The sequence below is a fragment of the Hyphomonas sp. genome, from assembly GCF_013823385.1.
Lineage (GTDB): Bacteria > Pseudomonadota > Alphaproteobacteria > Caulobacterales > Hyphomonadaceae > Hyphomonas.
Map to the genome: position 1 here is coordinate 76356 of NZ_PNMA01000005.1, position 22012 is coordinate 98367.

The following is a 22012-nucleotide window of genomic DNA, read 5'->3' on the forward strand; positions in this document are numbered from 1 at the left end:
GAGCACTGAATGACCGGGCTGACCCAAGGCATCGCCGCAGCAGGATCAGGTCTGTTTGACCGGAGCGTTCCGCCGAAAGGGTATGCCTGGTGGTATATCGATGCCATCAGTGATGATGGCGAGTTTGCCCTGACCCTGATCGTCTTTGTCGGCAGCGTGTTCTCTCCCTATTATGCCTGGTCCGGACGGAATGATCCGCTCAACCACTGCGCCGTGAACGTTGCGTTATATGGCCGGCGCCACCGGCGCTGGGCGATGACGGAACGCGGCCGCCGCCGGGTCCGTCTCGGTCCGGATGAAATCGCGATCGGCCCGAGCCACGTTCACTGGGACGGAACGAGCCTTACCGCAAACCTGCGCGAAACCGGCATGCCCCTGCCCCACGCCGTCAGAGGCAGGGTGCGCCTGACGCCCAGGGTCATGAATGATCGCTTCTTCGCCATTGACCGGGCCGGAGCCCATCAATGGCGGCCTGTAGCGCCGATGGCCGATGTGGAGGTGAATTTTGACGCGCCGGCCCTTTCCTGGCGGGGCACCGGCTATTTTGACATGAATTTCGGAGACGCCCCTCTCGAAGACGCTTTCCGTTACTGGGACTGGTCGCGCCTTCATCAGAAAAACGGGATCACTTCGCTGAGCTATACGGCCGATCTTCGCTCGGGCGAGCAGACAAGCCATGCGCTCCGCTTTCATCCTGACGGGCGGCTCGAAACTGCCACGCACCCACCGCCTACCGATCTTGGAGCAACGCGCATCTTCGGTATCCGCCGGCGAACGCATGCGCTCGACACCTCCCCCATGACCCTGGGCGCAACCCTGGAAGATACGCCCTTCTACAGCCGCTCCACTCTCAGTACACGGATAGATGGGCAATGGGCGTCCGGCGTCCATGAAAGCCTCGATGCTGACCGTCTGCGCAAGACGCTCGTCAAGCTGATGCTGCCTTTCCGGATGCCGAGACGCGCCTGAACCCGGCTGGCCTAGTCAGGCATTTCGGCAGACCGCGCCGCCTCTTCGGCGGCCCTCGTCTTCTTGATGGCTTTGTCTGTTTGCCACAATTCCCACAGGCCCCAGGCAATGGCGGCCCCGCTGAAAACGACGAGTTCCAACAGGAAAAGGGCGTGAAACTCCGGCATGGGATCCGCCCTATTCCATCACCGATCCGGTTTCCCGGCGGCGTTCCATCTGCAGGAAAAGATCCATCACCCACGGCCATCCGGCCAGGCCGTCCACCACCGGGCGGCCAGGAAGGGGGCGGCGGGCGACCGCCTCAATGAGGAAAAGGCCTGCCCTGTCTGTCTCGAACGAGCCGGCACCGGCCGGTTTCAGAGTGAGGGCGCGCAAGGCAAGTTGCAGCTTCCGGTTCTTGGAAACGGCCGCGCGCTGGCTGACGGAGTCAAACTCCTGGGCGGCGATCACCCGGCCAATATCCTGATAAATCAGGGCAGCTGCACGGATCGCGGCCCGGCAGTCCGGACGCAGATAGTCTGTCCCCGCAAGACCGGAGATATAGAATGTATCGGCGGCCCGAAGGAGCCTCCGCACCAAGGCCCGGATCGTCGGGTCCGCTGTCTCCGCCGCCAGGATAGCCGCCCGCGAGATGCCGGCCTGCATGAGCCAGTCTTCCGGAAGATAGCAGCGCCCTGCCCTTGCATCCTCGCCAACATCGCGCGCGATATTGGTCAGTTGCATGGCAATGCCGAGGTCTATGGCGCGGGCAAGCGCCACAGGCCGCCGCTCGCCCATCACCAGCGCCATCATCACGCCAACTGTGCCGGCGACCCGGACGGCATAGGCTTTCAGATCCTCGAAGGACTGATAGACCCGGCCCTCCGCATCCCAGGCAAAACCTTCCAGCAGAGCCTCAGGCACCGCGCGGGGAATCGCATACTGGCCGATAACCCAGGTAAACATCCGGTCCACAGGATTGTTCTCCGGCCGCCGGGCATAGGCGCCTGCAAGACGGCGCCGCAGGATGGCAAGAGCCGCCTGCGGATTGCCGCCTTCATCGATCCTGTCGTCGGCGACCCGGCAGAACGCATAAAGCGCCCGCGCGCCCTGGCGAACATCGGCAGGCAATATCAGGGAAGCGGCATGAAAACTCTTAGACCCCTCGCGGATCAGCCGGGCACATTCTGCAACATCTCCGGAAGCGGGCAGGTGATCAGGCTCATCGGGCAGCGAGTGTGTCCACATGGTTTGACATTAAGACCTGTCTGAATGATTTTCGCAAGCGCGATGCGAAGACAGGTGATCATAATCGGCGCAGGCGCCGGCGGGCTGGCGGCCGCAATCCGCCTGTCCGCCGCCGGATTTTCCGTCACCCTGCTGGAACGTCATGGCCATGCCGGCGGCAAGATGCGGCGGGTTCAGGCGGGACCCGCCCAGATTTCCAATGGCCCAACGGTTCTCACCTGGCGCCATATCGCCGAGGATCTGCTGCGCCAGGGCGGGGCCCTGCCCACAGACGAGCCGCTGTTTCTTCCCTGCGAGCGGCTTGCGCGGCACGCATGGCTGGACGGCACGCAACTCGATCTTTTTCCGGATCCGGACGAGTCGCGCCGCGCCATATGCGACGCTTTCGGCCAGAAGGAGGCCGAAGGCTTCCGGCGCTATTGCGAAGCGATCCATTTCATGACGGACACCTTGCGGGACAGTTTCATGCTGGCCCCGAAGCCAGACCCGGTTTCCCTCGCTCGCCGCATGGGGCTGCATAATCCTGCCGCGCTGCTGGCGACGCGGCCTTTCAGCCGGCTGGCAAGCGAGCTCAGATCCTTCTTCAACGATCCCCGGCTGATCCAGCTGTTTGGCAGATATGCCACCTATGTAGGCTCGTCGCCCTTTCTGGCGCCCGCAACGCTGATGGTCATCAGCCGGGTTGAGCAGGAAGGTGTTGCCATCGTGCGCGGGGGCATGCCGGCTTTGGCGGGCGCTCTGCTTGCGGCCGCCGAAAGGCTCGGCACGGTTTTCCGTCCGGACACGTCTGTTCGCTGCATTCTGACAGACGGTGGCCGGACAACCGGCGTGCAGCTCGCCGATGGCGAGAGGCTTTCCGCAGATATCGTCCTCTTCAATGGCGACGCTGCAGCATTGAGCGCCTCCCTGCTGGGCAGCGCGGTCCGGAAGGCTGCCCCGCCCCTGCCCCGGAACCGGCGCTCTCTTTCGGCCATAACCCTGTGCGCCCACGCCCAGACCAGAGGATTTCCGCTGGACTATCACACCGTGCTCTTCGGCAATGACTATGCAGACGAGTTCAATGCCGTTTTCCAGCGCCGCAGGATTACCGCTGAGCCGACAGTCTATATCTGCGCTGAGGACCGTGCCGGCGGTGTACCATCTGAAAAGGAGCGCCTCTTCTGCCTGATCAACGCCCCGGCTGATGGGGATTTGAAGGCCCCCTGGTTTGACGCCGATGAATATCCCGGCTGGCTTGCCGGCTATCTCGGCAGGTTCGGGCTGGAGGTGGAGTTTTCCCGGGGCGCGACGGTCCTGACCCGCCCGGAAGAGTTCGCCCATGATTTTCCGGGCGCTGGCGGCGCGCTCTATGGCGCGGTCAATCATGGGCCGTTCGACAGTTTCCGGCGGCCCGCTTCCCGGTCTCCGGTCAGAGGGCTTTATCTCGCGGGCGGCTCTGCCCATCCGGGCGCAGGTGTGCCCATGGCGCTTGTGTCGGGCATGCTTGCCGCAGACGCCATCTGTCAGGATACGGATAGAGCCGCGCCGGGCTGATAGGCGGCTGCATCGGGCAGGAGGTCAGCGACAATCTTGGCTGAAGACAACACCCCCGGCAGCCCTGCCCCCGGGTGAGTGCCCGCCCCGACCAGATAGAGCCCGCTGGCCTCTTCACTGAGATTGTGGGGGCGGAACCAGGCGCTCTGGAACAGTTTCGGCTCAAGCGAGAACCCTGCCCCCAGGGGAGAAAGGTAGCGTGTTTCAAAATCGGCAGGGGTCACGAAATGCGAGGAGATAATCTCCGCGCCGAGCCCGGGAAGAACGGTGTCTTCAAGTCTGCGCTGAACCCGTTGCCGGTAGGCTTCGCCTTCGCGCGCCCAGTCGGTTCCCGATGCGAGATTGGGAACCGGGCTCAGCACATAGAAGGCGTCGTGGCCCGGCGGGGCAAGCGACGGATCGCTCGCAGTCGGGCGATGCAGGTACAGGCTGCAATCATCGGCAACCGTCTTGCGGATGAAGATATCGTCGAGCAGCCCCCGATATCGCGGGCCCATCAGAATGGTGTGATGGCCAACCGTTTCAAACCGGCGGCGCGTGCCGAAATACCAGACGAACAGGCCCATTGAATAATCCGCAGCCGCAATCTTGCGATCGGTCCAGCGCTTTCGCGGCGCCTCTGACATAAGCCGGCCATAGGTCCAGCCTGGATCGGCATTGGAGACAACGATATCGGCCTCCAGGCTTTCACCGCTTGCCAGTTTCACGCCGCAGGCTTTTCCGTTCTTCGTCAGGATTGTCTCGACTTCGGCGCCGCAGCGTATTTCGCCGCCATTTTCCCGAAGCACCCGCACAAGCCCGCGGATCAGCGACCCCATACCGCCCTCGGCATAATGGACGCCGAATTGCCGCTCCAGATGCGCGATCAGGCAGTAATAGGCCGTCGTGGTGAAAGGGTTTCCGCCAACCAGCAGGGGATGATAGCTGAACACCGTCTTGAGATGGGGATGCTTGAAATAGCGGGATACCATTCCGTAGACGGACCGGTATCCTTCCAGCCGCACAAGGTCTGCCATGGCTGCGGCTGTAAACGGAATGGAATGGAACGGTTTGTCGGCCAGCGCCTCGAATGCCACCGAATAGATGCCCGCGCTTTTCTGCAGGAAGCGCTGGTAGCCATCCACATCTTCCGGTGAAATCCGGGCGACTTCGGCAAGCATGGCGGCCGGGTCGCCGCTGTAGCGGAACACTTCGCCATCGGCAAAACGGATCGTGTAGAAGGGATCGCACGGCCGGAGAGTGGCATCGTCGGAAAGTTTCGCGCCTGCGGATGCCCACAACTCTTCGAGCATGAAAGGCGCCGTGATGATCGTGGGCCCGGCATCAAAGGTGAACCCGTCCTGCCGGAAAACCGAGGCCCTGCCGCCAGGGGCATCCAGCCGTTCGAGCACGGTGACCCTGTATCCCTTCCCGGCAAGGCGGACGGCAGCGGCCAGCCCGCCGAAGCCGCTGCCGATGACAACCACCCGGGGAGCGCCCGTCGCAGGGCCTTCAAAGCTCCGGAAATCAGATCCGTCCATTGGAGTTTTTCCCGCCCTTCATGGAGTAACCGTTGGAGTTTTTTTGTCCTCGCGCCCGGCCAGTTCGCGCCGCGTTCGCCAGACACCATAAACCGCCAGACCCAACGCGACCGGCACCGCCAGACCCATTGCAAACTTGGGGTCTACAGCCACGCCCAGCGCCGCCAGCCCCCCTGTAAAATACCCGACCACTCCCACCATGTAATACGTGATCGCCGCCACCGAGAGGCCTTCAACCGTCTGCTGAAGACGCAACTGCAGCTCCGCCCGCGTGTTCATGCTTTCCAGAATCTGCCGGTTCTGCAGCTGCAACGCCTTGTCCACCTTGGCAGACAGAAGCTGGGCAGCGCGGTCGACGCGTTCGGACAGGGCTGATTGCCGGTTTGATATCGAAATGCAGGTTTCCATCGCCGGCGCGAGGCGGCGCTCGGTAAACTCGTGGAAAGTCTGCATGTCTGCGAGGCGCACTTCCCTGAGTTCGCCAATGCGCCGCTGGACCAGGGCATAATACGCGGCGGCGGCCCCAAACCGGAACTGGGTCTGGGTGTGGCTTTTTTCGATGGCGGCCTCCAGCGCGGTAAGGCGGTTGAGAAGGCGGGCTTCATCATCTGTGCCAGCGAGCGTCATGGCGTCAGTGATTTGCGACAGTTCTGCCTCCCAGGCGGACAGTTTAGGGACCAGCGCCTGCGCGACCGGCAAAGCCAGCAGAGCCATGATACGGTAGGTTTCGATCTCCAGAAGCCGTTGCACGATGCGCCCTGCATGCCACGGCGTCATGTTCCGGTTCAGCAGCAGAAATCGTGAAAAACCATCTGCATGCAAACGGAAATCCGTAATGGTTACGCCCGCGTCTCCGGCAATTGCTGCGCCGATGAGCGCATTTGCACTGAAATACTGTTCAGAAAGGGCGCCGGGCGCGGGTATTTCGCCTTCGGCGGGAAGGAGGGCCGCATGGGTTGCCACGATAAGCTCCCCTGGAAGGGATTTGAGCCAGTCGGCCGGCGCCGCGCTGATTGCCGAGGGAGAAAACGCGTCGCCATTCCTGGCCGGCACAATAAAGGTATACCGGGTGAACTCCGTATGCCGTTCCCAGATCAGCCGGAAATCTTTCAGGTCAACGCTGTAATGCTTGACCCCGGGCCCAGGCGGTGTTGCCCCGTAGCGGCGCGTCAATTCGGCGACGACCTGCTGATCCTTGTCGGAATAGGGCCAGCTTGTTGTCAGCGCGATACAGGACAGCTTGACCCCTCCGATGAGCGGCTCCGGCGGACGGGCGTGCACCTCGTTGCTGAGATGGAAACGCTGCTCATGGTTTTCCGGAAGCGGTATCATGCCCGGGCTCTTTTTCCCTCGAACTGACGATCTCCGATCAGGGCGAGGAGTGCCTCGAAAATGCGTTCGGGATCTTCTTCATGGGCTAGATGCCCCAGCCCTGTCAGTGGCAGATGGTGAACGCCCTTATAGCGGCTGGCAAACTCCGCTGCCTCGGCTGGCGAGACTGCCTGATCAAGATCACCGGTCATCAGCGCAAGCGGGTACGGCGCGCGGCGGATGTCTCGGTCTATGTCCGACACGTCCCAACCCGCCATCATCCGCAGCGTTCCCCGCACATGTGCGGGATTTGCAAACAGCTTTGCGTAGATGCCAAGATACGGTTCTGACGGGGTCGATCCTGTCGACCGGATCAACCTCGCTATGCGGTCCCGGTCACAGGCGCGGCGCGCAATCAACCTTGCCATCAGGGGGCTGACGGTCATGGCTCTGGCAATAAACGGCCCAGCAAGGCCTGCCATTCCACCAAGTGGGCGCAGGGCGGCATTGAGCCCGATAACGTAAGCGGGCGGCTGCGCCAGATTTGCGGCCAGCCGGATCGCGATCGCCGCCCCGGCTGAGTGCCCGATGAGGATATCTGGCTGAAAGCCGGTCTGGCCGATAAGCTGGCTCAGCCCGGCGGCCATTCCCGGCAGCGATGTCTCTGCCGCCTCCGTGGCGCGCGTGAAGGCATGGCCGGGCAAATCCGCAGCCAGAACATCACATCTGGCCGCAAGCAGCGGGAACAACCCCGCCCAGGAATGGGTTGAGGCGCCGGTTCCGTGGATCAGCAGAACCCTTGGACCTGCGCCCGCCCGCTGAATGTGCCAGCGGCAGGCGCCAGCATCCACAAACCGGCTGAACCGCCGGTTGGGCCAGTTTGCGCCGTCCGTATCCCAGACAAGAGATGGGGTCATTCAGCGGCCCTCAACTCAGCAGCGTTTGCCTGACAGTGTCGGAAACCGACTTCCCGTCAGCAAACGGCAATGGACGATAGACCGCTCCCATTTCGTCGCTCAGACGCCGCGCGTCAGCGTTGGGGCGGCGTGACGTATCCAGAAACAGGATGGGCAGGTGTGCACCTTTGAGCCGGCGCGCCATCCGGCTGGCGTCCGCGCCGCCCCCTTCGCGCCCCCCGGCCCCATCCAGCCCGACATTGGCCTGGCCATCTGACAGGAAAACAATATAGGGGCTGCGCCGCCTGCGGAGTTCCTGCTCGCTCATTACCTGCGCGGCGGAGATACCCGCTGCCAGCGGCGTGCCGCCGCCGCCGGGAAGCCCGGCGAGCGAGCGTTTGACGCGCGTGAGGGAGCGTGTCGGCGGGAGCAGAACTTCCGCCGACTGACGGCGGAAAGCGAGAACCGCAACAGATTCGCGGCGCGCATAACAGCCGCCGAGCAGAAACTCCACCGCGCCTTTGGCTTCGGCAAGGCGGTTCATTGCGGTGGACCCGGACGCATCCACCGCAAAGATGACTACCGCTTCAGACCTGTGCCGGAATCGCTTCAGCCGGAAATCCGCCGCCCGGATGGCAATCGGCGCGCCGCCTTCCCGGCGCGGCCTGATCTTCTGCCAGGGCGCCGCGGCCCTCAAGGTCGCGATCAGGTCAAGGCGTCCCTGCCGCCGGGGGTCGCCTGCGCGGGCATCGATCCTCGACCCACGCTGCCAGGAGTCCACCATTTCCCCGGATTTGCCACTCGCCACTTCACCCTTCATTCGTTTACGGACTTTTTTGCCCCTGGCCGCAGCGTCAATCTGCGCCGAAAAGCGGGCTGCTGCGACAACGAGTTCTGCCAAATCGTCTACAGACTGACCATCCCGGCCCTTGTCCTGCCCCTTGGCCTCATCGGGAGGCGGCTGGGGTGGCTGGTCCATTTCCATTTGCGGCGCGGCACGCGCACCAAGCACGAGGCTTGCTGCCAGCTCGGCATGGGCCTCCTGCACGCAAGGCTCGCCGGAAAGCGCTGCAAGGCCGCGCATGCTTGCGCATGCGAATGCCAACACTCGCGGATCGCCAATGCCGAGCGTCTCGCACGCCACTGCCATCGCTTCAATGAATGGGTCGGGCAAATCCACACCCGGCGCGCGGGCCCTGGCCTCACAGATATCCTTTGCAGAGAAGAGAGGCGCCCATTGCGCCGGAAGAAAAGCGCCTGGCAGGCGGAAGGCAATCCGGGCATTCAGGATCTCTGGCACCGCTTCACTCGCATCGGCTGGATCCGAAAGCAGGAGCGCGGCGAAGGTTGAGGGTGTACTGCAGGACACCCCCTCTCGCTCTGTCATGACTATGGAGCAATCAAGGGCCCGGCTGATCTGAGCAGCGGTCTGGCGCGGCAGGCGCTCCGCCATCGGAATAACGAGGCAGCGGCCATCAGCGGCCGAAAGCAGCCCCGGCTGGATCACCGGCCTGCCCACTGACAGTGTGGCGGCAAGGTCGAGACCGCCCAGGAGCGCATCATCCGAAATGCCGGGCGGCAGACGAACCGCGCGCCCGCCGCCCGTCATCCAGCCAGAGAGTTGCTGAGTGAGATGGGCGCTTGCGTCCGGCGACGCCGCCTCGACGAGAACGCCGCCCAGCCGGGACGGCATAAGCGCCGCAAGGGCCAGCATATAATCTGCCCGGCGGACCATCTCGGCTTGCAATGCGGCCAGCGATTCCCGGCAGAGCCCTTTTTCAGGAACGGGAGCGCCGGCGGAGATCATGAGACGAGAACTTCGGTCATCGCCCGCTCGACCCTGACGGACGCATCCGTGTCGTCGAGCGGATCCTTGCGCAAGCGGTGACGAAGAGCAGACACCGCAACGGACCGCAGGGCAGCTTCGGTGACCGTATCTTCCCCATCCAGCGCTGCGCGGGCCCGCGCGGCGCGAAGCAGCGTCAACTCCCCTCGCAGCCCGTCTGCGCCCAGCTTGCAGCAAAGCTCGACCGCCTTTTCGAGAACGGCTTCGGGCACTTCGACCCGGCCCATGGCGCCACGCGCCTGGACAATCCGGGCACGAAGCTCCTCTGTCGCCTCCGCCCAATCCTCTACAAAATCATCCGGGTTGCGCTCATAGGCGTCTCTTCGCCGGACGATCTCGATACGTTCCTTCACTTCAGCGGATGTCCGCACATCCACGCAAAGGCCAAACCGGTCCAGAAGCTGCGGGCGCAGATCCCCCTCCTCCGGATTGCCACTGCCGACCAGCACAAATTTGGCAGGATGCCGGACGCTCAGCCCTTCGCGCTCCACCACATTTTCCCCTGACGCAGCCACATCCAGAAGAAGGTCGACAAGATGGTCGTCCAGCAGATTGACTTCATCGATATAGAGGAAGCCGCGATGCGCCCGCGCCAGCAGTCCGGGTTCGAACTGCTTTTCGCCATGGCCTAGTGCGCGTTCAAGGTCGAGCGCGCCGGTGACACGGTCTTCCGTTGCACCGAGAGGCAGGTCCACCACGGGCGCGGTCATCCGGCAGGTCGCCCTGCGGCCTGGCTTGGAGCAGGCTTCGCACATTCCGTTGCGTGCGCCGGGCGCACAATTGAAGCGGCACCCTTTCACGACATCAATGGCAGGCAGCAACTCTGCAAGAGCGCGGATGGCGGTAGATTTTCCCGTACCCCTGTCACCGAGCGCCAGCACACCGCCGATCGACGGCTCGATGGCCGCCATGATGAGCGCGTCCTTCAACGCCTGCTGGCCTACAATGGCAGCGAAGGGAAACAAGGTCACGAGCCCGCCTTTCGTCAATCCAGATTGACACCAGCGTACGTCAAGTTTTGAAACAAAGAAAGCCGCCTGACGGGATCAGGCGGCTTTAATTTTTCCAGCTTGATCGGATTATAAGGCGTCAGGTCGGATTTTTGAGATAGGCAATCACGTCTGCACGGTCTTGAGGGTTACGCAGTCCGGGGAATGCCATGATGGTTCCTGGAATGTAGGCCTGCGGATTTTCCAGATACTCGAACAGGTTTTCCTCTGTCCACACGACATCAGAATTCTGGTTTGCCGCAGAGTATTTGAACCCCGGAATGGTGCCAGACTCGCGCCCTACAATCTGGTAGAGAGAGGGGCCAACATTATTGCGACCCTCCTGGACGGCGTGGCAGGTCATGCACTGGGCGAAGACGCGCTTGCCCTTGACCGGATCACCGGTATACGCCGCGTAACCTGTAGCCCCCGCAGCAGGCACTGCCGCTTCCGTGGTCTCAGGCGCCGCTTCCGGAGCCGCTTCAGCCGGTGCGGGGTCAACAGCGGCAGGCTCGGCCGGGGCCGTTTCCGCCGGGGTGGCAGCCGGGGCTGCCGCAGGCGCGGGTGTTCCCGTATCCGATCCACCGCAAGCCGCAAGAATGACTGCCAGGCCGCCCAAAGCCGGGACCGTCAGTCTACGTATTAAAAGGCGCATTTCGTTCCTCCGTTATTTCCTCATTACCAATGAGAACTAGGTTGCTCTGTTCTGCCGCCAAGAAGATGCTGGCAATTAAATGCGATCCCTCCAGAAGCGAAGCGCGTCTGCATGGCGATGCAGGTAGTGGCGCAGCCAGACAGCGTACCGATCGGGCCGGACGCGGGCGTCCTCCTCCAGCGCGTCCAGCGTCACCCAATCAATATCCTCGATCTCGTCTGTGTTGGGATTTGGCGGCGCAGAAGTGCGCCCAAAAAACAGGTGGGGAATCTCATTTTCAATCATCTGATTGTCGAGCCGGGCGGTGTAGCGGCTCTTGAACCCGTAAACCAAGCGCACCTTGAGGCCCGTTTCTTCAGTGAGCCTGCGTCCTGCAGCCTTCGCCGTCGGCTCTCCCGGCCTGGGGTGACCGCAGCAGCTGTTCGCCCACTTGCCGGCAGAATGATATTTGCCGGACGCACGCTTCTGGATAAGGCACTCTCCGGATGAATTGAAGACGAAGATCGAGAAGGCCCGGTGGAGCAAGCCATCCTCGTGGATCTGAAGCTTTCCACCATGGCTGAAGGCCCGATCGGCTTCATCGACGAGAATTACTTGTTCAGCCTGGTCGTTCATCAGAACGTTCTCCGGAACGTTTTGATGAACATGTTCATTGACACCATAAAGTGTCAATTGGTTTTTACTATTCGACCGTCCAACCGCGTGGCGTGCGGCGGGCTTCCAGCGTAATGGCGCTCTCGGCCATTGCCGATGCTCTCGAAGGGTTGCCCCGGCGCGCCGCAGTGAGCCGCATGGCGATGGCAGCCGCCGCCAGGGTGATGCCGGCAATCGCCGTGACCAGGGCCACAAGGCCTGCCACCAGCACCAGCATCAGCCCCGCAAGCACCTGAACGGTGAGGGCAACGCCCACCCGCAAGGCGGCGAGCAGGCTGGCAATGGGATCAGAAGGGGCGCGTGTCTGTACCATGTATGTCACTTTCACCCTTCAAGATGGCGCGATGATGGCGGAGCGTCAACGCTGGTGAGGCAATCTGTGTGCCAACCGGGGCAGCAGGGCTAATCCTGGCGCACCAGCAGTCCTCGTTCGGCCCGGATCTGCGCATAAGCCGCCGTGATCGCCGCCGCCTTGGCATGCACGCTGGTCTCAAATTCCCTCGGCGCGCCCTTCTGGACGATCAGGTCCGGATGGTGGTCTGCCATCAGGCGGCGATAGGCCGAGCGGATCACCGGAAATTCAGCGTCATGGGGCACGCCCAGGACATGATAGGGATCGTCCCGGTCCGGCCCCAGATGGCTGGCGCGGATGCGTCGGAAGGTGGCTTCGTTGAAGCCGAAGGCATCCGACACCGTACGCAGATAGGTCATCTCCGGCTGGGTGATAACGCCGTCAGCGCCCGCGATCTGGAACAGGCCATCGAGCACGCCTTCCAGCAGGCATGGCCGGTGGCTGTAGCGCCGGCCAATGCGGCGCGCATAGGATTCGTAGCCCTTGACCGTCTGCCGGGCGAGATTGAACACGCGGCGGACATTCTCCGCCTCTTCCGGCGGGGCACGGAAGACGCGGGCAAAGACCATGATTTCCTGATCGGTGACATGGCCATCGGCCATCGCCATCTTGGCACCGAGGCCGACGACCGCAGCCGTGAAGCCGACATCATTAGGATCTGGCGCGCAGCCGTCTGGGCCCGGCTCCGGGTCGGGATCAGGTCCGTGGTCGAACAACCGGCGACCGCTATCGAGAAGAGTGGTCCATAAGCTCATGAGCAACCTTGAGTATAGCAGCCCTTCCCCGGACTTGGACAGAGACCGTTTCTGACAAGAGCGTGAAGTAAACTCATGCATCCCCCGGTATACGGGCACCGCTGGAGATGGTTGCACGCGGGCAGATCATTAAAGTTCGGTCATCAAGTGAGCCATTTCATATACGGCTCCGTATACGAAATCAGCTGAGGAAGACTTCAGCGCGACTTTTCCAACTGACAGGACCGACGACCCATGAAGATGTTTGCCTCCGCAGCCGCTGCTGCCCTTCTGATCGCCCTTCCCGCCGCCGCGCATAATCATGGCGACAAGCCCGCCGCCGAAAAGGCGGAGAAGGCCGAGTATGCCAAAGCGAAATCCGACATCGTGGACACCGCCGCAGCTGCCGGTTCCTTCACCACCCTGCTGGCCGCCGCCGAAGCCGCCGGACTGGTGGACGCGCTGAAGGGTGAAGGCCCGCTGACCGTGTTTGCCCCGACCGATGAAGCCTTCGCGAAACTGCCAGAAGGCACGGTCGCCTCCCTGCTGCTGCCGGAGAACAAGGACCAGCTGGCCGGTATCCTCAAGCTGCACGTGATTGCGGGCAAGGTGAAATCGAAAGATCTCGCTGGTCAGCAGATCGAGGCAGAGACGCTGAACGGCACCGTCTCGATTGACGGGACCGACGGCGTGACCGTGAACGGCGCGAAGGTGATTTCCGCCGACATCAAAGCCTCCAACGGCATCATTCATGTGATCGACACGGTTCTGCTGCCGGCAGGCTGATCTCCCCCTTCCTCCCAAACCCCTAACCTCGCCTGGGCAGCCCTTCTGCTGCTCAGGCCTTTTTTTGCCGGGACCGGGCCGGACGAAAATTAACCATTTTGAAAGAATCCCGGCTTGCTCCGGGAACGAATCTTTCCGCGCGCCGTTTGATCTTCATCGAACAGAAAAATCCACCCCGTGCTTGCCGGAGGATTGAAGATGAAGACCTTTGCCGCCGCTGCCCTTGCCGCGCTGATGATCAGCCCGGCCGCCTTTGCCGACGCTGACCAGGCCGCGCCCGCCAGCGCCAGCCTGCAGCTTGGCGCTGCCCGCGCCGTGGCCGCCATGCCGGCTCCCAAGGGAGAGCGCGCGCTGGAGAAGGCATCGAAAACCGGCCGTTTCAACACGCTGATGGCGGCGATTGATGCCGCCGGCGTCCGCGATGATCTGGGGCAGATGGGCACCTACACCTTCTTTGCACCGACCGACGCAGCCTTCGAGAAACTACCCCCCGGCGCGATGGAGCGCCTGATGCGGCCGGAGAACCGGGACCAGCTGATCAGCCTGCTGCGTATGCATGTGGTGGCGGGCGAAGAACTGACGGCTGAGCGGATGCGCGGCCTGCAGATCACCGCAGAAACGCTGAACGGCCCGGTCGCGATTGACGGAACCGATCCTCAGACCGGTGTGTGGGTCAATGCCGTAACCGTCAGCGGACCGGATATTCGCGGGGCTGACGGGGTGTTTTTGGGCATCGACACGCTGCTGCTGCCCGCAGGGTGACCGGCGCCCATCCGCCGGCGGCCGGGAGGCATTAAAGCTTGGTCATATCGGGGAACCTGAAGGCGGCTCATCCGTCTTTAGCACAACATGTTCAATTCAGTTTCTCAGCCAACGCCCGGAAAGGCGCGATCCATGAAGAGCCTTCTTCCGCTTGGTGCAGCCTTCCTCCTTTTGACGCTGCCTGTGATGGCGGCGCCGCAGACAGAGGGCGAGGCGCCCGCGCAGGAGCGCGCGAGCATAGGTAATCAGCCCACGAATGATCTGATTGATGTGGCCAACCATAGCGGCGCCTTCCGCACGCTGATGGAAGCCGCCGCTGCGGCCGGGATTGAAGACGACCTGCGCGGAGAAGGCCCGCACACGATCTTTGCGCCGACCGATGCGGCCTTTGCCAAACTGCCCGCCGGCACAGTTGACCGGCTGATGGAGCCGGAAAATCGCGGCGAGCTGGTGAGCCTTATCCGGATGCACGTGATTGCCGGGGAAAAGCTGACGACGGCCGATCTTGCCGGGCAGCAGCTGACGGCGCAGACGCTGAATGGCCCGCTGGCGATTGATGCCTCCGACGCGATCACAGGCGTCCGCGTCAATGATGCCTCCGTGACGCTGACCGATATTGAAGCTTCGAATGGCGTGATCCACGCCATCGATACCGTTCTCCTGCCGGCCAACTAGGCTGAAGGGAGAGTACCCCCGTGTGTGGGCCCCGTCTGGAATTCAACTCCAGGCGGGGCTTGGTCGGAAGGGCTCAGTCTGCTGCCGTTGTGGTGTCAGACACGATCTGCCACTCGCCGCCGGCCTTGCGCAGGACAAGCGTGTAAAGGCCCCAGGGCTGTTTGCCCTGCCAGTCGAGCTGCCATTTGCCATGGGCGATGGCAGCGTCGGCCGAGAGAATTTCGATTTCGTGATCGCTGGTGGTCAGCGTGCCCATTTCGGCGCCCGTGCCATAGCGCGCCTTGTAGCGGGCGAGCGTTTCATCCCAGCCGCGCGTGATATTGCCGCCCGAGGCAAAGCGCAGGTCCGGCGAGCGCAGATAGCCGGCCATGAAGCCTTCGATGTCGCCCCGGTTCCAGGCGGTGTCCTGGGCTTCGAGCAAGGCGAGGATGGCGGCTTCATCATCAGCGCGGGCCGCCGGGCTGACACCGGAGGTGGCGCAGGCGGCGAGCAGCAGAAACGCCGCGCCCGCCAGCACGCCAGAAAATGCGCCTGAAAGTCTAGTTGGTACGCTGAGGATCATGGTCATGCGCCGGGCTTTCCAGTTCCTCGGTGGGCTGCTCGTCCGTATTCCCGTAGCTGGCAGGTTGCGGGGCGGGCTCCTGATAGGCTGCCTGCTGCGCAGCGGTGTCTTCCTCAGGGCCCGGATCAAAGGCGGCGGGCGTGAGGTCTGCAACCTCGTCTTCCTCATACACCTCTTCTTCCTTCTTGCGGCCAAGGCCGAAGAGGCCGCCCTTGCCGGCCGGTTTTTCCTTCTCCGCCTTCTCCGCCTTCTCTGCCCGGCGGCGACCCAGCGGCCCGCGCGCATCGGCATGGCGGTCATACTGCATGGAGTAATATTCCCAGGCAGTCATCGTCAGCGGGCGCGGGGTCAGCGCCAGCCCGTAAAGGCGCAGGCGCTCAACCACCTCATCGCGCAGATGCATGCCGGGGAAGGCATCGGCGCGGAAATTCTTCGCCTTCATCCAATCACGCACCGACCAGCTGCGCACCCGGCCAATTTCGGCGGGCAGCGCGCCCTTGTGGACTTCCCAGATATAGAGCGCCGCGATGCCGTTGATGGCAGCGTCCATCGCATCGTCCAGCTCGGTCTCCGGCGCCCTGCCCTGGGCGAGGACGGCGCGCAGGCCAAGCTTGCGGGCCTCCATCTCCTGATAGGTGGAGCCGAGCACGGCAATGCCGTTGCGGTTTGTGTTGATCAGGGACCGGTTGACCCCATCGAGCTGCGGGCTGCGGATCGGCAGCAGCACATCCGGGCCGACGCCGGGATGGTGGGCGACCTGCGACAGCTCGCTGATCATCCGCTGCAGGTTGATGCGCAGCTCATGGGCAACCCCTTCCAGCGCCGAAGCGCGGCCAGCGCTCGCCTCTTCTCGCATGCGCCAGAGATTCCAGGCCACAAGCGTCAACAGGGCGATGGCCAGGGCCAGGCCCCCGGTCAGGAAAGTATAAAATTGTGCTTCGCTCATTCTGAGTCCCCCTGCGACTAGGCCCGAAAGGGGCAGCGCGCGCCGGGCAAGCGCCAAGCGTTACCAAGTTCTAAACGCCGAGCGCGCGGCCTGCAATCGCCTGCAGCTTATCAATCATGACAGGATCCCGTAGCTGCGGCGCCGTGATCAGGGCAGAATCCAGACAGGTTTCAATGCCCTGCGGCGAAGGTGTACGTGGCGTACCGTTCAGACGGCCGGCCAGCTCCAGGATGGCGCGCCGGGCAAGCACGGTATTCTGCGCCATGATTTCAAGTACATCGGTGACCGTGACGGCCTCGGTATCGGCGCGCCAGCAGTCATAATCGGTGACCATGGCGAGGGTGGCGTAGGGCAGCTCGGCTTCCCGCGCGAGCTTGGCTTCGGGCATGTTGGTCATGCCGATCACATCGCAGCCCCATTGCCTGTAAAGGCGGCTTTCAGCGCGGGAGGAAAAGTGCGGGCCTTCCATGGCGAGATACGTGCCGCCGCGATGCACGGTGCCGCCAGCCGCTTCCATGGCATCGGCTGCCAGGGCCGACAGGCGGGCGCAGACCGGCTCTGCCATCGAGACATGCGCCACAAGGCCCGCGCCAAAGAAGCTGGAGGCGCGGGAAACCGTGCGGTCAATGAACTGGTCCACGGCGACTGTGTGGCCCGGCGCATAAGCCTCCTGCAGGGAGCCGCAGGCGGAGATCGAGAGGATGTCGGTGACACCGGCCATCTTCAGCGCGGCGATATTGGCGCGGTAGGGCACGTCACTGGGCGACAGCCTGTGGCCGCGGCCATGGCGCGGCAGGAAGACAAGCTCCACCCCGCCGATCCGGCCGGAGACGAGGCTGTCGGACGGGGCGCCCCAGGACGTTTTGACCTCTGTTTCGCGCCGGTCTTCCAGCCCCTCCAGCGCATAGAGGCCGGAGCCGCCGATAATCCCGAGTTTCCAGCCGCTCATGCCGCGCTCCCCTGCCCTCAGAACCATCTCCGCATGCCGATGGGCGGTGGCGAGCGGGGGTTGGGCGTTGTCAGCTCAACATCCGGCGCCAGGAGGTAGCCAAGACCGGCATAGAAGTCGATCAGGCGCGGCTGGTCCGCGCGGATGGCAAGCTGGGCGCCTGCCAGGGCCTGCGCCCGGCCCATTTCTTCGAGCGCCTCGAGGATCCGCGCGCCATAGCCGCGCCCGGTGAATTCCGGCAGGATACCGATGCGTTTGACTTCCATCCAGCGCCCCTGCCCCTGCGGGCCGGGCACGGGAACCCAGCGGCCTGACCCGATGGGTATCTCCCCTGCCTCGAGGATCACGGCGCCGCCTTTGGCGATCTGGGCGGCGACGGTTTCGGGCGTTTCGCGGAAGACCGTGGATTCGGCCGAAACCCGGCCTGTCCAGATGCGGCGCGTCAACGCCTCAACGAGAAAGCCATCCGAAGGGGTGGCCCTGCGGATGGCTATCGGTAGGTTCATGCTGGACGGGTGAGGCTAGTGCTCAACCTTCCGCCAGATCTGCTTGTAGGAGAACCACAGCAGCGTGCTGAGGATCAGCAGGAAGACCATGGTGCCAAGGCCCGTGCGCTTGCGCGCCTCAAGCTTGGGCTCAGCCGCCCATGCCAGGAACTGGGCTACGTCATAGGCCATCTGCGAGGTCGTGGCTTCAGTACCATCGGTATATTCAACCCGGCCATCGGGCAGCTGTGGCCCCATCGCCAGGAAACCGCCCGGCGGTCTGTGGCGCGGATCGCCCTGGAAGTTGGGGGTCGTGTCACCGGCCATGTAGGGGTTGTAATACTGTCCGGCAGGCTGGATCAGATAGGCCGGGCCGTGATCAGGCTTGTAGCTGCCGAGCTTTTCGAACTTCGACATGTCGATAACGGTCTGGTAGATCGTCTCGCCATTCTCTTCGGTGATGAGGTCTTCATACAGCGAGAAGTCCGGATAGCCGGTCATCAGGCTGTAGATATAATCAGCCCCATAGTGCCGGGCCTTGACCATCACCGAAAGATCCGGCGGCAGGGCGCCGCCATTGGCCGCGCGGGCGGCCGCATCGTTCGGGAAGGGCGAGCGGAAACGGTCTGCCGGCATGGCCGGGCGGAACTCGTATTCGCCTGCCTCATTGGGCTCGGCATTCATGACTTCGTTCTCGGCCGCCAGCGCCTTCACGAACGGGTTGTCGTTCGGGTTGGGATATGCCGGATCGTAGAACGGGCCGCCGGGCTCACCAAGGTTGCGGTAGCTCAGCAGTTTCATGCCGTGGCAGCTGGAACAGACCTGTTTGTAGACCTGATAGCCGCGCTGGACGGACGCCTTGTCATACTGACCCGTGACGCCTTCGAACGGCCAGCCCGCTTCAGGGCCGTGCGGGTGCTTGGCGCCACCTGCGGCATGGGCGAGGCCCGCAAAGGCCAGGCCAGCAAGACCGGCAGCGAGGATGCGGAAGGTTTTCATGTTCTTTCTTTCCCCAGCTTGCATCTTACTCAGCCGGCACCGCGTTGCCCGTATCCTTGGACTTACGCTTGAGCACGGATTTATGGATCGATTCGGGCAGAGCCTTCGGCTTCTCGGTCAGGCCGATGAAGAACAGGGCCACAAAATAGCCGAAGTACAGGAATGTCAGGATCAGCGACAGGTGGCGGAAGGCGAAGGTCGGTGCCGGAACAGCCGAGAGGCTGGGGTTGGCACCGGCCGGCAGGCTGGCCATGAAGGCCTTTGCCTGCTCGAAGGCTTCTTCCCCGCCTTTATAGCTGGCCGTCGCAGGGGCGCCTTCGACCGTATAGCTGACCACGAGGCTCGGATCGCCCTGCAGGGCCGGGATCACCGCGTCATCCGGGTTCGCTGCGCCGCACCAGCCGAGCAGGAAGCAGACCACGACAAAGCCGAAGAAGAACTGACGGGCCACCGGACGGTAGCGCATCGATTTGACCTTCGACGTGTCGAGCCAGGGCAGCACGAAGAGGACGGCAATGGCGGCGAACATGAAGATCACGCCGAGCAGTTTCGCGTCGATCGGGCCGAGGTCGAAGGTGATGGCGCGCAGGATCGCGTAGAAGGGCAGAAGATACCATTCAGGCACGATATGGGCCGGCGTCACCAGGGCGTTGGCCTCGATATAGTTGTCGGCATGGCCCAGAACGCCCGGGGCATAGAAGACGAAGACAGCGAACATGATCAGGAAGATCACAATGCCGAAGGCATCCTTCACCGTGTAGTACGGGTGGAAGGGCACGGTGTCTTTCTCGACTTCCTTCACCTCAACACCGGTCGGGTTGGTGTTGCCGGGAACGTGCAGCGCCCAGACGTGCAGGACGACAGCGCCGGCGATCATGAAGGGCAGGAGATAGTGCAGCGAGAAGAAACGCTGCAGCGTCTGGTTGCCGATCGAGGGACCGCCCATCAGCCAGGTCTGGATGCTTTCGCCGACCAGCGGGATGGCACCGAAGAGGCCGGTGATCACGTTCGAGCCGTGATAGGACATCTGGCCCCAGGGAAGCATGTAGCCGAGGAAGGCGGTGGCCATCATCAGCAGGTAGATCACGCAGCCGATGATCCAGAGCACTTCGCGCGGCGCCTTGTAGGACCCGTAATAGAGGCCGCGGAACATGTGGATGTAGACCGCGAGGAAAAACATCGAGGCGCCGTTGGCGTGGATGTACCGCAGGAGCCAGCCATAGGGCACGTCGCGCATGATGCGCTCGACCGAAGCGAAGGCGCCATCGACGCTGGCTTCGTAGTGCATGGCCAGGATGACGCCGGTGATGATCTGGATGGCAAGGCAGACAGCCAGGATCGCGCCAAAGATGTACCAGTAGTTCAGGTTTTTCGGCGTCGGGAAATTGATCATCGTGTCATTCGCGAAGCGAATGATCGGAAGACGGGTATCAAGCCAGCGCTCAAAGGCTGAGTTCGGCTTGTAGGTAGACTCATGTCCGCTCATCTAAAGGTATCCTTCTCAGAGGGAGATGTTGACGACCGAGTCGGAGACCCAGCGATAATTGGGAACCGGAAGATTCTTCGGCGCAGGACCTTTGCGGATGCGGCCGGAAGTATCGTAGTGCGAGCCGTGGCAGGGGCAGTACCAGCCGCCATAATCACCCGTATTGCCCTGAGAGGGGCCAACGGGCACGCAGCCAAGGTGGGTGCAGGAGCCGGAGGTGACGAGGATCGCCTTGTTCAGCGTGCCATCGCCTTTCGGACGAAGACGGGCTTCATCCGACTCTGGGTCCGGCAGGATCGAGATGTTGACCGATTCGGCGGCAGAGATTTCAGCCGGCGTGCGGTGGCGCACAAAGAACGGCTTGCCGCCGATCAGGATGCGGATCTCGCCGCCCAGCGGAACCTTGGATACGTCGACGTCCAGCGCCGAAGCCGCGCGCGTGTCAGCGGCCGGATTCCACTGGTCCACCAGCGTCCAGGCGAACATGGCGGCACCGCCGAGGGCTACTGAACCTGTGGCGATATGAATAAAGTTGCGGCGGTCTTCATCGACCGCCTCGGCGTGGGTCTCTGTCGTCACGTTTCTATCCGTCCCTGGTGCGTGGCGTTAGCCGCTGTCTTTACTAAAGCTGCGCGGGCCGCACATTGCGGCAAGTGGGCGCGGGGCGCGGCAGAAACGGCGCGTCCTGCCCCCAGTTGGGTGAGGGCGTTACCGCCGTTCCGCCCCTGTGACAACTGGGGACTTGCGAGGCAAAGGCCTAAAGCGCAACAGTTTGGCATGATCAGCGACACTCAGACTGCCGAGTTTACGGCGCGCAAGGCGCGGGCAAGCGCCTGGTTCCGCGCCCTTCAGGAAGATATCATTGCCCGCTTCGAGGCGATTGAAGACGCTGCCCTGCCCCCACTTTATCGCGGGGAAGCGGGGCGATTCGAATTGAAGCCCTGGCGCCGGGGCGATGGCAGCGAAGACCTGGGCGGGGGCCGGATGGGCCTGATGCGCGGGAAAGTGTTCGAAAAGGTGGGGGTGCACTTCTCCGAAGTGCACGGGACTTTTTCGGAAGCCTTTGCCGCCCAGATACCGGGGGCGGACAAGTCTGGCGGGCAATTCTGGGCAAGCGGGATTTCGCTGATTGCCCACCCCCTGAACCCGCGCGTGCCAGCCGCGCACATGAACACGCGAATGCTGGTGACCAGTGAAGCCTGGTTTGGCGGGGGCGGCGACCTTAACCCACTCCTCGCCTATCAGCGCGATCAGAGCTTTGAAGATACGGTGGATTTTCATGCCGCAATGAAAGCGGCCTGCGATACCCATCCCGGCGCCGATTACGCGCATATGAAAGACTATTGCGATACCTATTTCCACCTGCCCCATCGCAACGAGCCGCGGGGCACCGGCGGCATCTTCTATGACCGGTTCAATACCGGCGACTGGGAGGCCGATTTCGCCTTCACCCAGGAAGTCGGCCGGAAATTTGCCGATATCTATCCAGCCCTCGTCCGCCGGCGCATGAGTGAAGCCTGGAGCGAGGCCGAGCGGGAGGCTCAGCTGATCCAGCGCGGGCGGTATGTGGAGTACAATCTGCTCTATGACCGGGGCACGACCTTTGGCCTGAAGACCGGTGGGAATATCGAGAGCATTCTCTCATCCATGCCGCCGGTGGTGAAATGGCCCTGAAA

Annotated in this window: 24 protein-coding genes; 6 read left to right on the forward strand and 18 right to left on the reverse strand. The window is 63.0% G+C overall.

The genetic code is table 11. The features are described 5' to 3' along the window. Positions 1–9: 9 nt before the first annotated feature. Positions 10–969 carry a carotenoid 1,2-hydratase gene (locus C0456_RS05015; protein ID WP_291049085.1) on the forward strand — a complete coding sequence of 320 codons (960 nt, stop codon included), beginning with the start codon at positions 10–12 and terminating at the stop codon, positions 967–969. An 11-nt stretch (positions 970–980) separates the two neighbouring features. Here the strand turns inward: C0456_RS05015 and C0456_RS05020 are convergent, their stop codons facing one another. Then, positions 981–1136, reverse strand: a complete 156-nt coding sequence (locus C0456_RS05020) for a hypothetical protein (protein WP_291049087.1) — start codon at positions 1134–1136, stop codon at positions 981–983. A gap of 10 nt (positions 1137–1146) precedes the next feature. Continuing rightward, positions 1147–2196 (reverse strand): phytoene/squalene synthase family protein, encoded by a 1050-nt coding sequence (locus C0456_RS05025; protein ID WP_291049089.1) that lies wholly within the window; start codon positions 2194–2196, stop codon positions 1147–1149. A 24-nt stretch (positions 2197–2220) separates the two neighbouring features. Between C0456_RS05025 and C0456_RS05030 the strand changes: the two genes are divergently transcribed. Then, positions 2221–3729: an FAD-dependent oxidoreductase gene (locus tag C0456_RS05030; protein ID WP_291049092.1), complete on the forward strand. Its 1509-nt coding sequence runs from the start codon at positions 2221–2223 to the stop codon at positions 3727–3729. On the opposite strand, the gene C0456_RS05035 is transcribed toward C0456_RS05030, so the two are convergent. The 9 genes from C0456_RS05035 to C0456_RS05075 all read right to left on the reverse strand — a co-directional run bounded on the left by C0456_RS05035 (position 3699) and on the right by C0456_RS05075 (position 12707). Then, positions 3699–5249, reverse strand: a complete 1551-nt coding sequence (locus tag C0456_RS05035) for a phytoene desaturase (RefSeq protein WP_291049094.1) — start codon at positions 5247–5249, stop codon at positions 3699–3701. The two genes, C0456_RS05030 and C0456_RS05035, sit on opposite strands and share 31 nt — an antisense overlap. 18 nt (positions 5250–5267) lie before the next feature. Continuing rightward, positions 5268–6581, reverse strand: a complete 1314-nt coding sequence (locus C0456_RS05040; protein ID WP_291049096.1) for a DUF3422 family protein — start codon at positions 6579–6581, stop codon at positions 5268–5270. After that, entirely contained in the window at positions 6578–7477 is a 900-nt protein-coding gene (gene bchO / locus C0456_RS05045) for an alpha/beta fold hydrolase BchO (protein WP_291049099.1), read from the reverse strand. Before bchO ends, C0456_RS05040 begins: the two co-directional genes overlap by 4 nt. Positions 7478–7487: 10 nt before the next feature. Continuing rightward, on the reverse strand, positions 7488–9263 hold the full coding sequence (locus C0456_RS05050; RefSeq protein WP_291049102.1) for a VWA domain-containing protein: 1776 nt from the start codon (positions 9261–9263) through the stop codon (positions 7488–7490). Continuing rightward, positions 9260–10273 (reverse strand): magnesium chelatase ATPase subunit I, encoded by a 1014-nt coding sequence (gene bchI / locus C0456_RS05055; protein WP_291049104.1) that lies wholly within the window; start codon positions 10271–10273, stop codon positions 9260–9262. Before bchI ends, C0456_RS05050 begins: the two co-directional genes overlap by 4 nt. A gap of 118 nt (positions 10274–10391) precedes the next feature. Beyond that, positions 10392–10946, reverse strand: a complete 555-nt coding sequence (locus C0456_RS05060) for a cytochrome c family protein (protein WP_291049107.1) — start codon at positions 10944–10946, stop codon at positions 10392–10394. A 75-nt stretch (positions 10947–11021) separates the two neighbouring features. Beyond that, a complete protein-coding gene (gene idi, locus C0456_RS05065) occupies positions 11022–11561 on the reverse strand; it encodes an isopentenyl-diphosphate Delta-isomerase (RefSeq protein ID WP_291049110.1) in 540 nt (179 codons plus the stop codon). Between the two features lie 67 nt (positions 11562–11628). Beyond that, positions 11629–11913 (reverse strand): hypothetical protein, encoded by a 285-nt coding sequence (locus C0456_RS05070; RefSeq protein WP_291049112.1) that lies wholly within the window; start codon positions 11911–11913, stop codon positions 11629–11631. Between the two features lie 89 nt (positions 11914–12002). Beyond that, entirely contained in the window at positions 12003–12707 is a 705-nt protein-coding gene (locus tag C0456_RS05075; protein ID WP_291049115.1) for a molecular chaperone DjiA, read from the reverse strand. Between the two features lie 234 nt (positions 12708–12941). Here C0456_RS05075 and C0456_RS05080 point away from each other — a divergent pair, with 234 nt between their 5' ends. From C0456_RS05080 to C0456_RS05090, 3 genes are all read left to right on the forward strand, one after another. After that, a complete protein-coding gene (locus C0456_RS05080) occupies positions 12942–13472 on the forward strand; it encodes a fasciclin domain-containing protein (RefSeq protein WP_291049118.1) in 531 nt (176 codons plus the stop codon). Between the two features lie 198 nt (positions 13473–13670). Next, positions 13671–14234: a fasciclin domain-containing protein gene (locus C0456_RS05085; protein ID WP_291049121.1), complete on the forward strand. Its 564-nt coding sequence runs from the start codon at positions 13671–13673 to the stop codon at positions 14232–14234. Positions 14235–14366: 132 nt separating this feature from the next. Further along, a complete protein-coding gene (locus tag C0456_RS05090) occupies positions 14367–14909 on the forward strand; it encodes a fasciclin domain-containing protein (protein ID WP_291049124.1) in 543 nt (180 codons plus the stop codon). Between the two features lie 73 nt (positions 14910–14982). Here the strand turns inward: C0456_RS05090 and C0456_RS05095 are convergent, their stop codons facing one another. From C0456_RS05095 to petA, 7 genes are all read right to left on the reverse strand, one after another. Beyond that, the gene (locus C0456_RS05095) at positions 14983–15477 is read right to left on the reverse strand and encodes a nuclear transport factor 2 family protein (protein WP_291049126.1); all 495 of its coding nucleotides are present in this window, start codon (positions 15475–15477) and stop codon (positions 14983–14985) included. Next, the gene (locus tag C0456_RS05100; RefSeq protein WP_291049129.1) at positions 15449–16417 is read right to left on the reverse strand and encodes a hypothetical protein; all 969 of its coding nucleotides are present in this window, start codon (positions 16415–16417) and stop codon (positions 15449–15451) included. The genes C0456_RS05095 and C0456_RS05100 overlap by 29 nt, the downstream gene beginning before the upstream one ends. Positions 16418–16487: 70 nt before the next feature. Beyond that, positions 16488–17366 (reverse strand): S-methyl-5'-thioadenosine phosphorylase, encoded by an 879-nt coding sequence (gene mtnP, locus C0456_RS05105; protein WP_291049131.1) that lies wholly within the window; start codon positions 17364–17366, stop codon positions 16488–16490. A gap of 17 nt (positions 17367–17383) precedes the next feature. Further along, a complete protein-coding gene (locus C0456_RS05110) occupies positions 17384–17872 on the reverse strand; it encodes a GNAT family N-acetyltransferase (protein ID WP_291049134.1) in 489 nt (162 codons plus the stop codon). A 15-nt stretch (positions 17873–17887) separates the two neighbouring features. Next, entirely contained in the window at positions 17888–18850 is a 963-nt protein-coding gene (locus tag C0456_RS05115) for a cytochrome c1 (RefSeq protein ID WP_291049137.1), read from the reverse strand. A 25-nt stretch (positions 18851–18875) separates the two neighbouring features. Then, the gene (locus C0456_RS05120; protein ID WP_291049139.1) at positions 18876–20336 is read right to left on the reverse strand and encodes a cytochrome b N-terminal domain-containing protein; all 1461 of its coding nucleotides are present in this window, start codon (positions 20334–20336) and stop codon (positions 18876–18878) included. Between the two features lie 15 nt (positions 20337–20351). Then, positions 20352–20915 carry a ubiquinol-cytochrome c reductase iron-sulfur subunit gene (gene petA / locus C0456_RS05125; protein WP_291049141.1) on the reverse strand — a complete coding sequence of 188 codons (564 nt, stop codon included), beginning with the start codon at positions 20913–20915 and terminating at the stop codon, positions 20352–20354. A gap of 198 nt (positions 20916–21113) precedes the next feature. Here petA and hemF point away from each other — a divergent pair, with 198 nt between their 5' ends. Then, entirely contained in the window at positions 21114–22010 is an 897-nt protein-coding gene (gene hemF, locus C0456_RS05130; protein WP_291049143.1) for an oxygen-dependent coproporphyrinogen oxidase, read from the forward strand. The last annotated feature ends 2 nt before the right edge of the window (positions 22011–22012 follow it).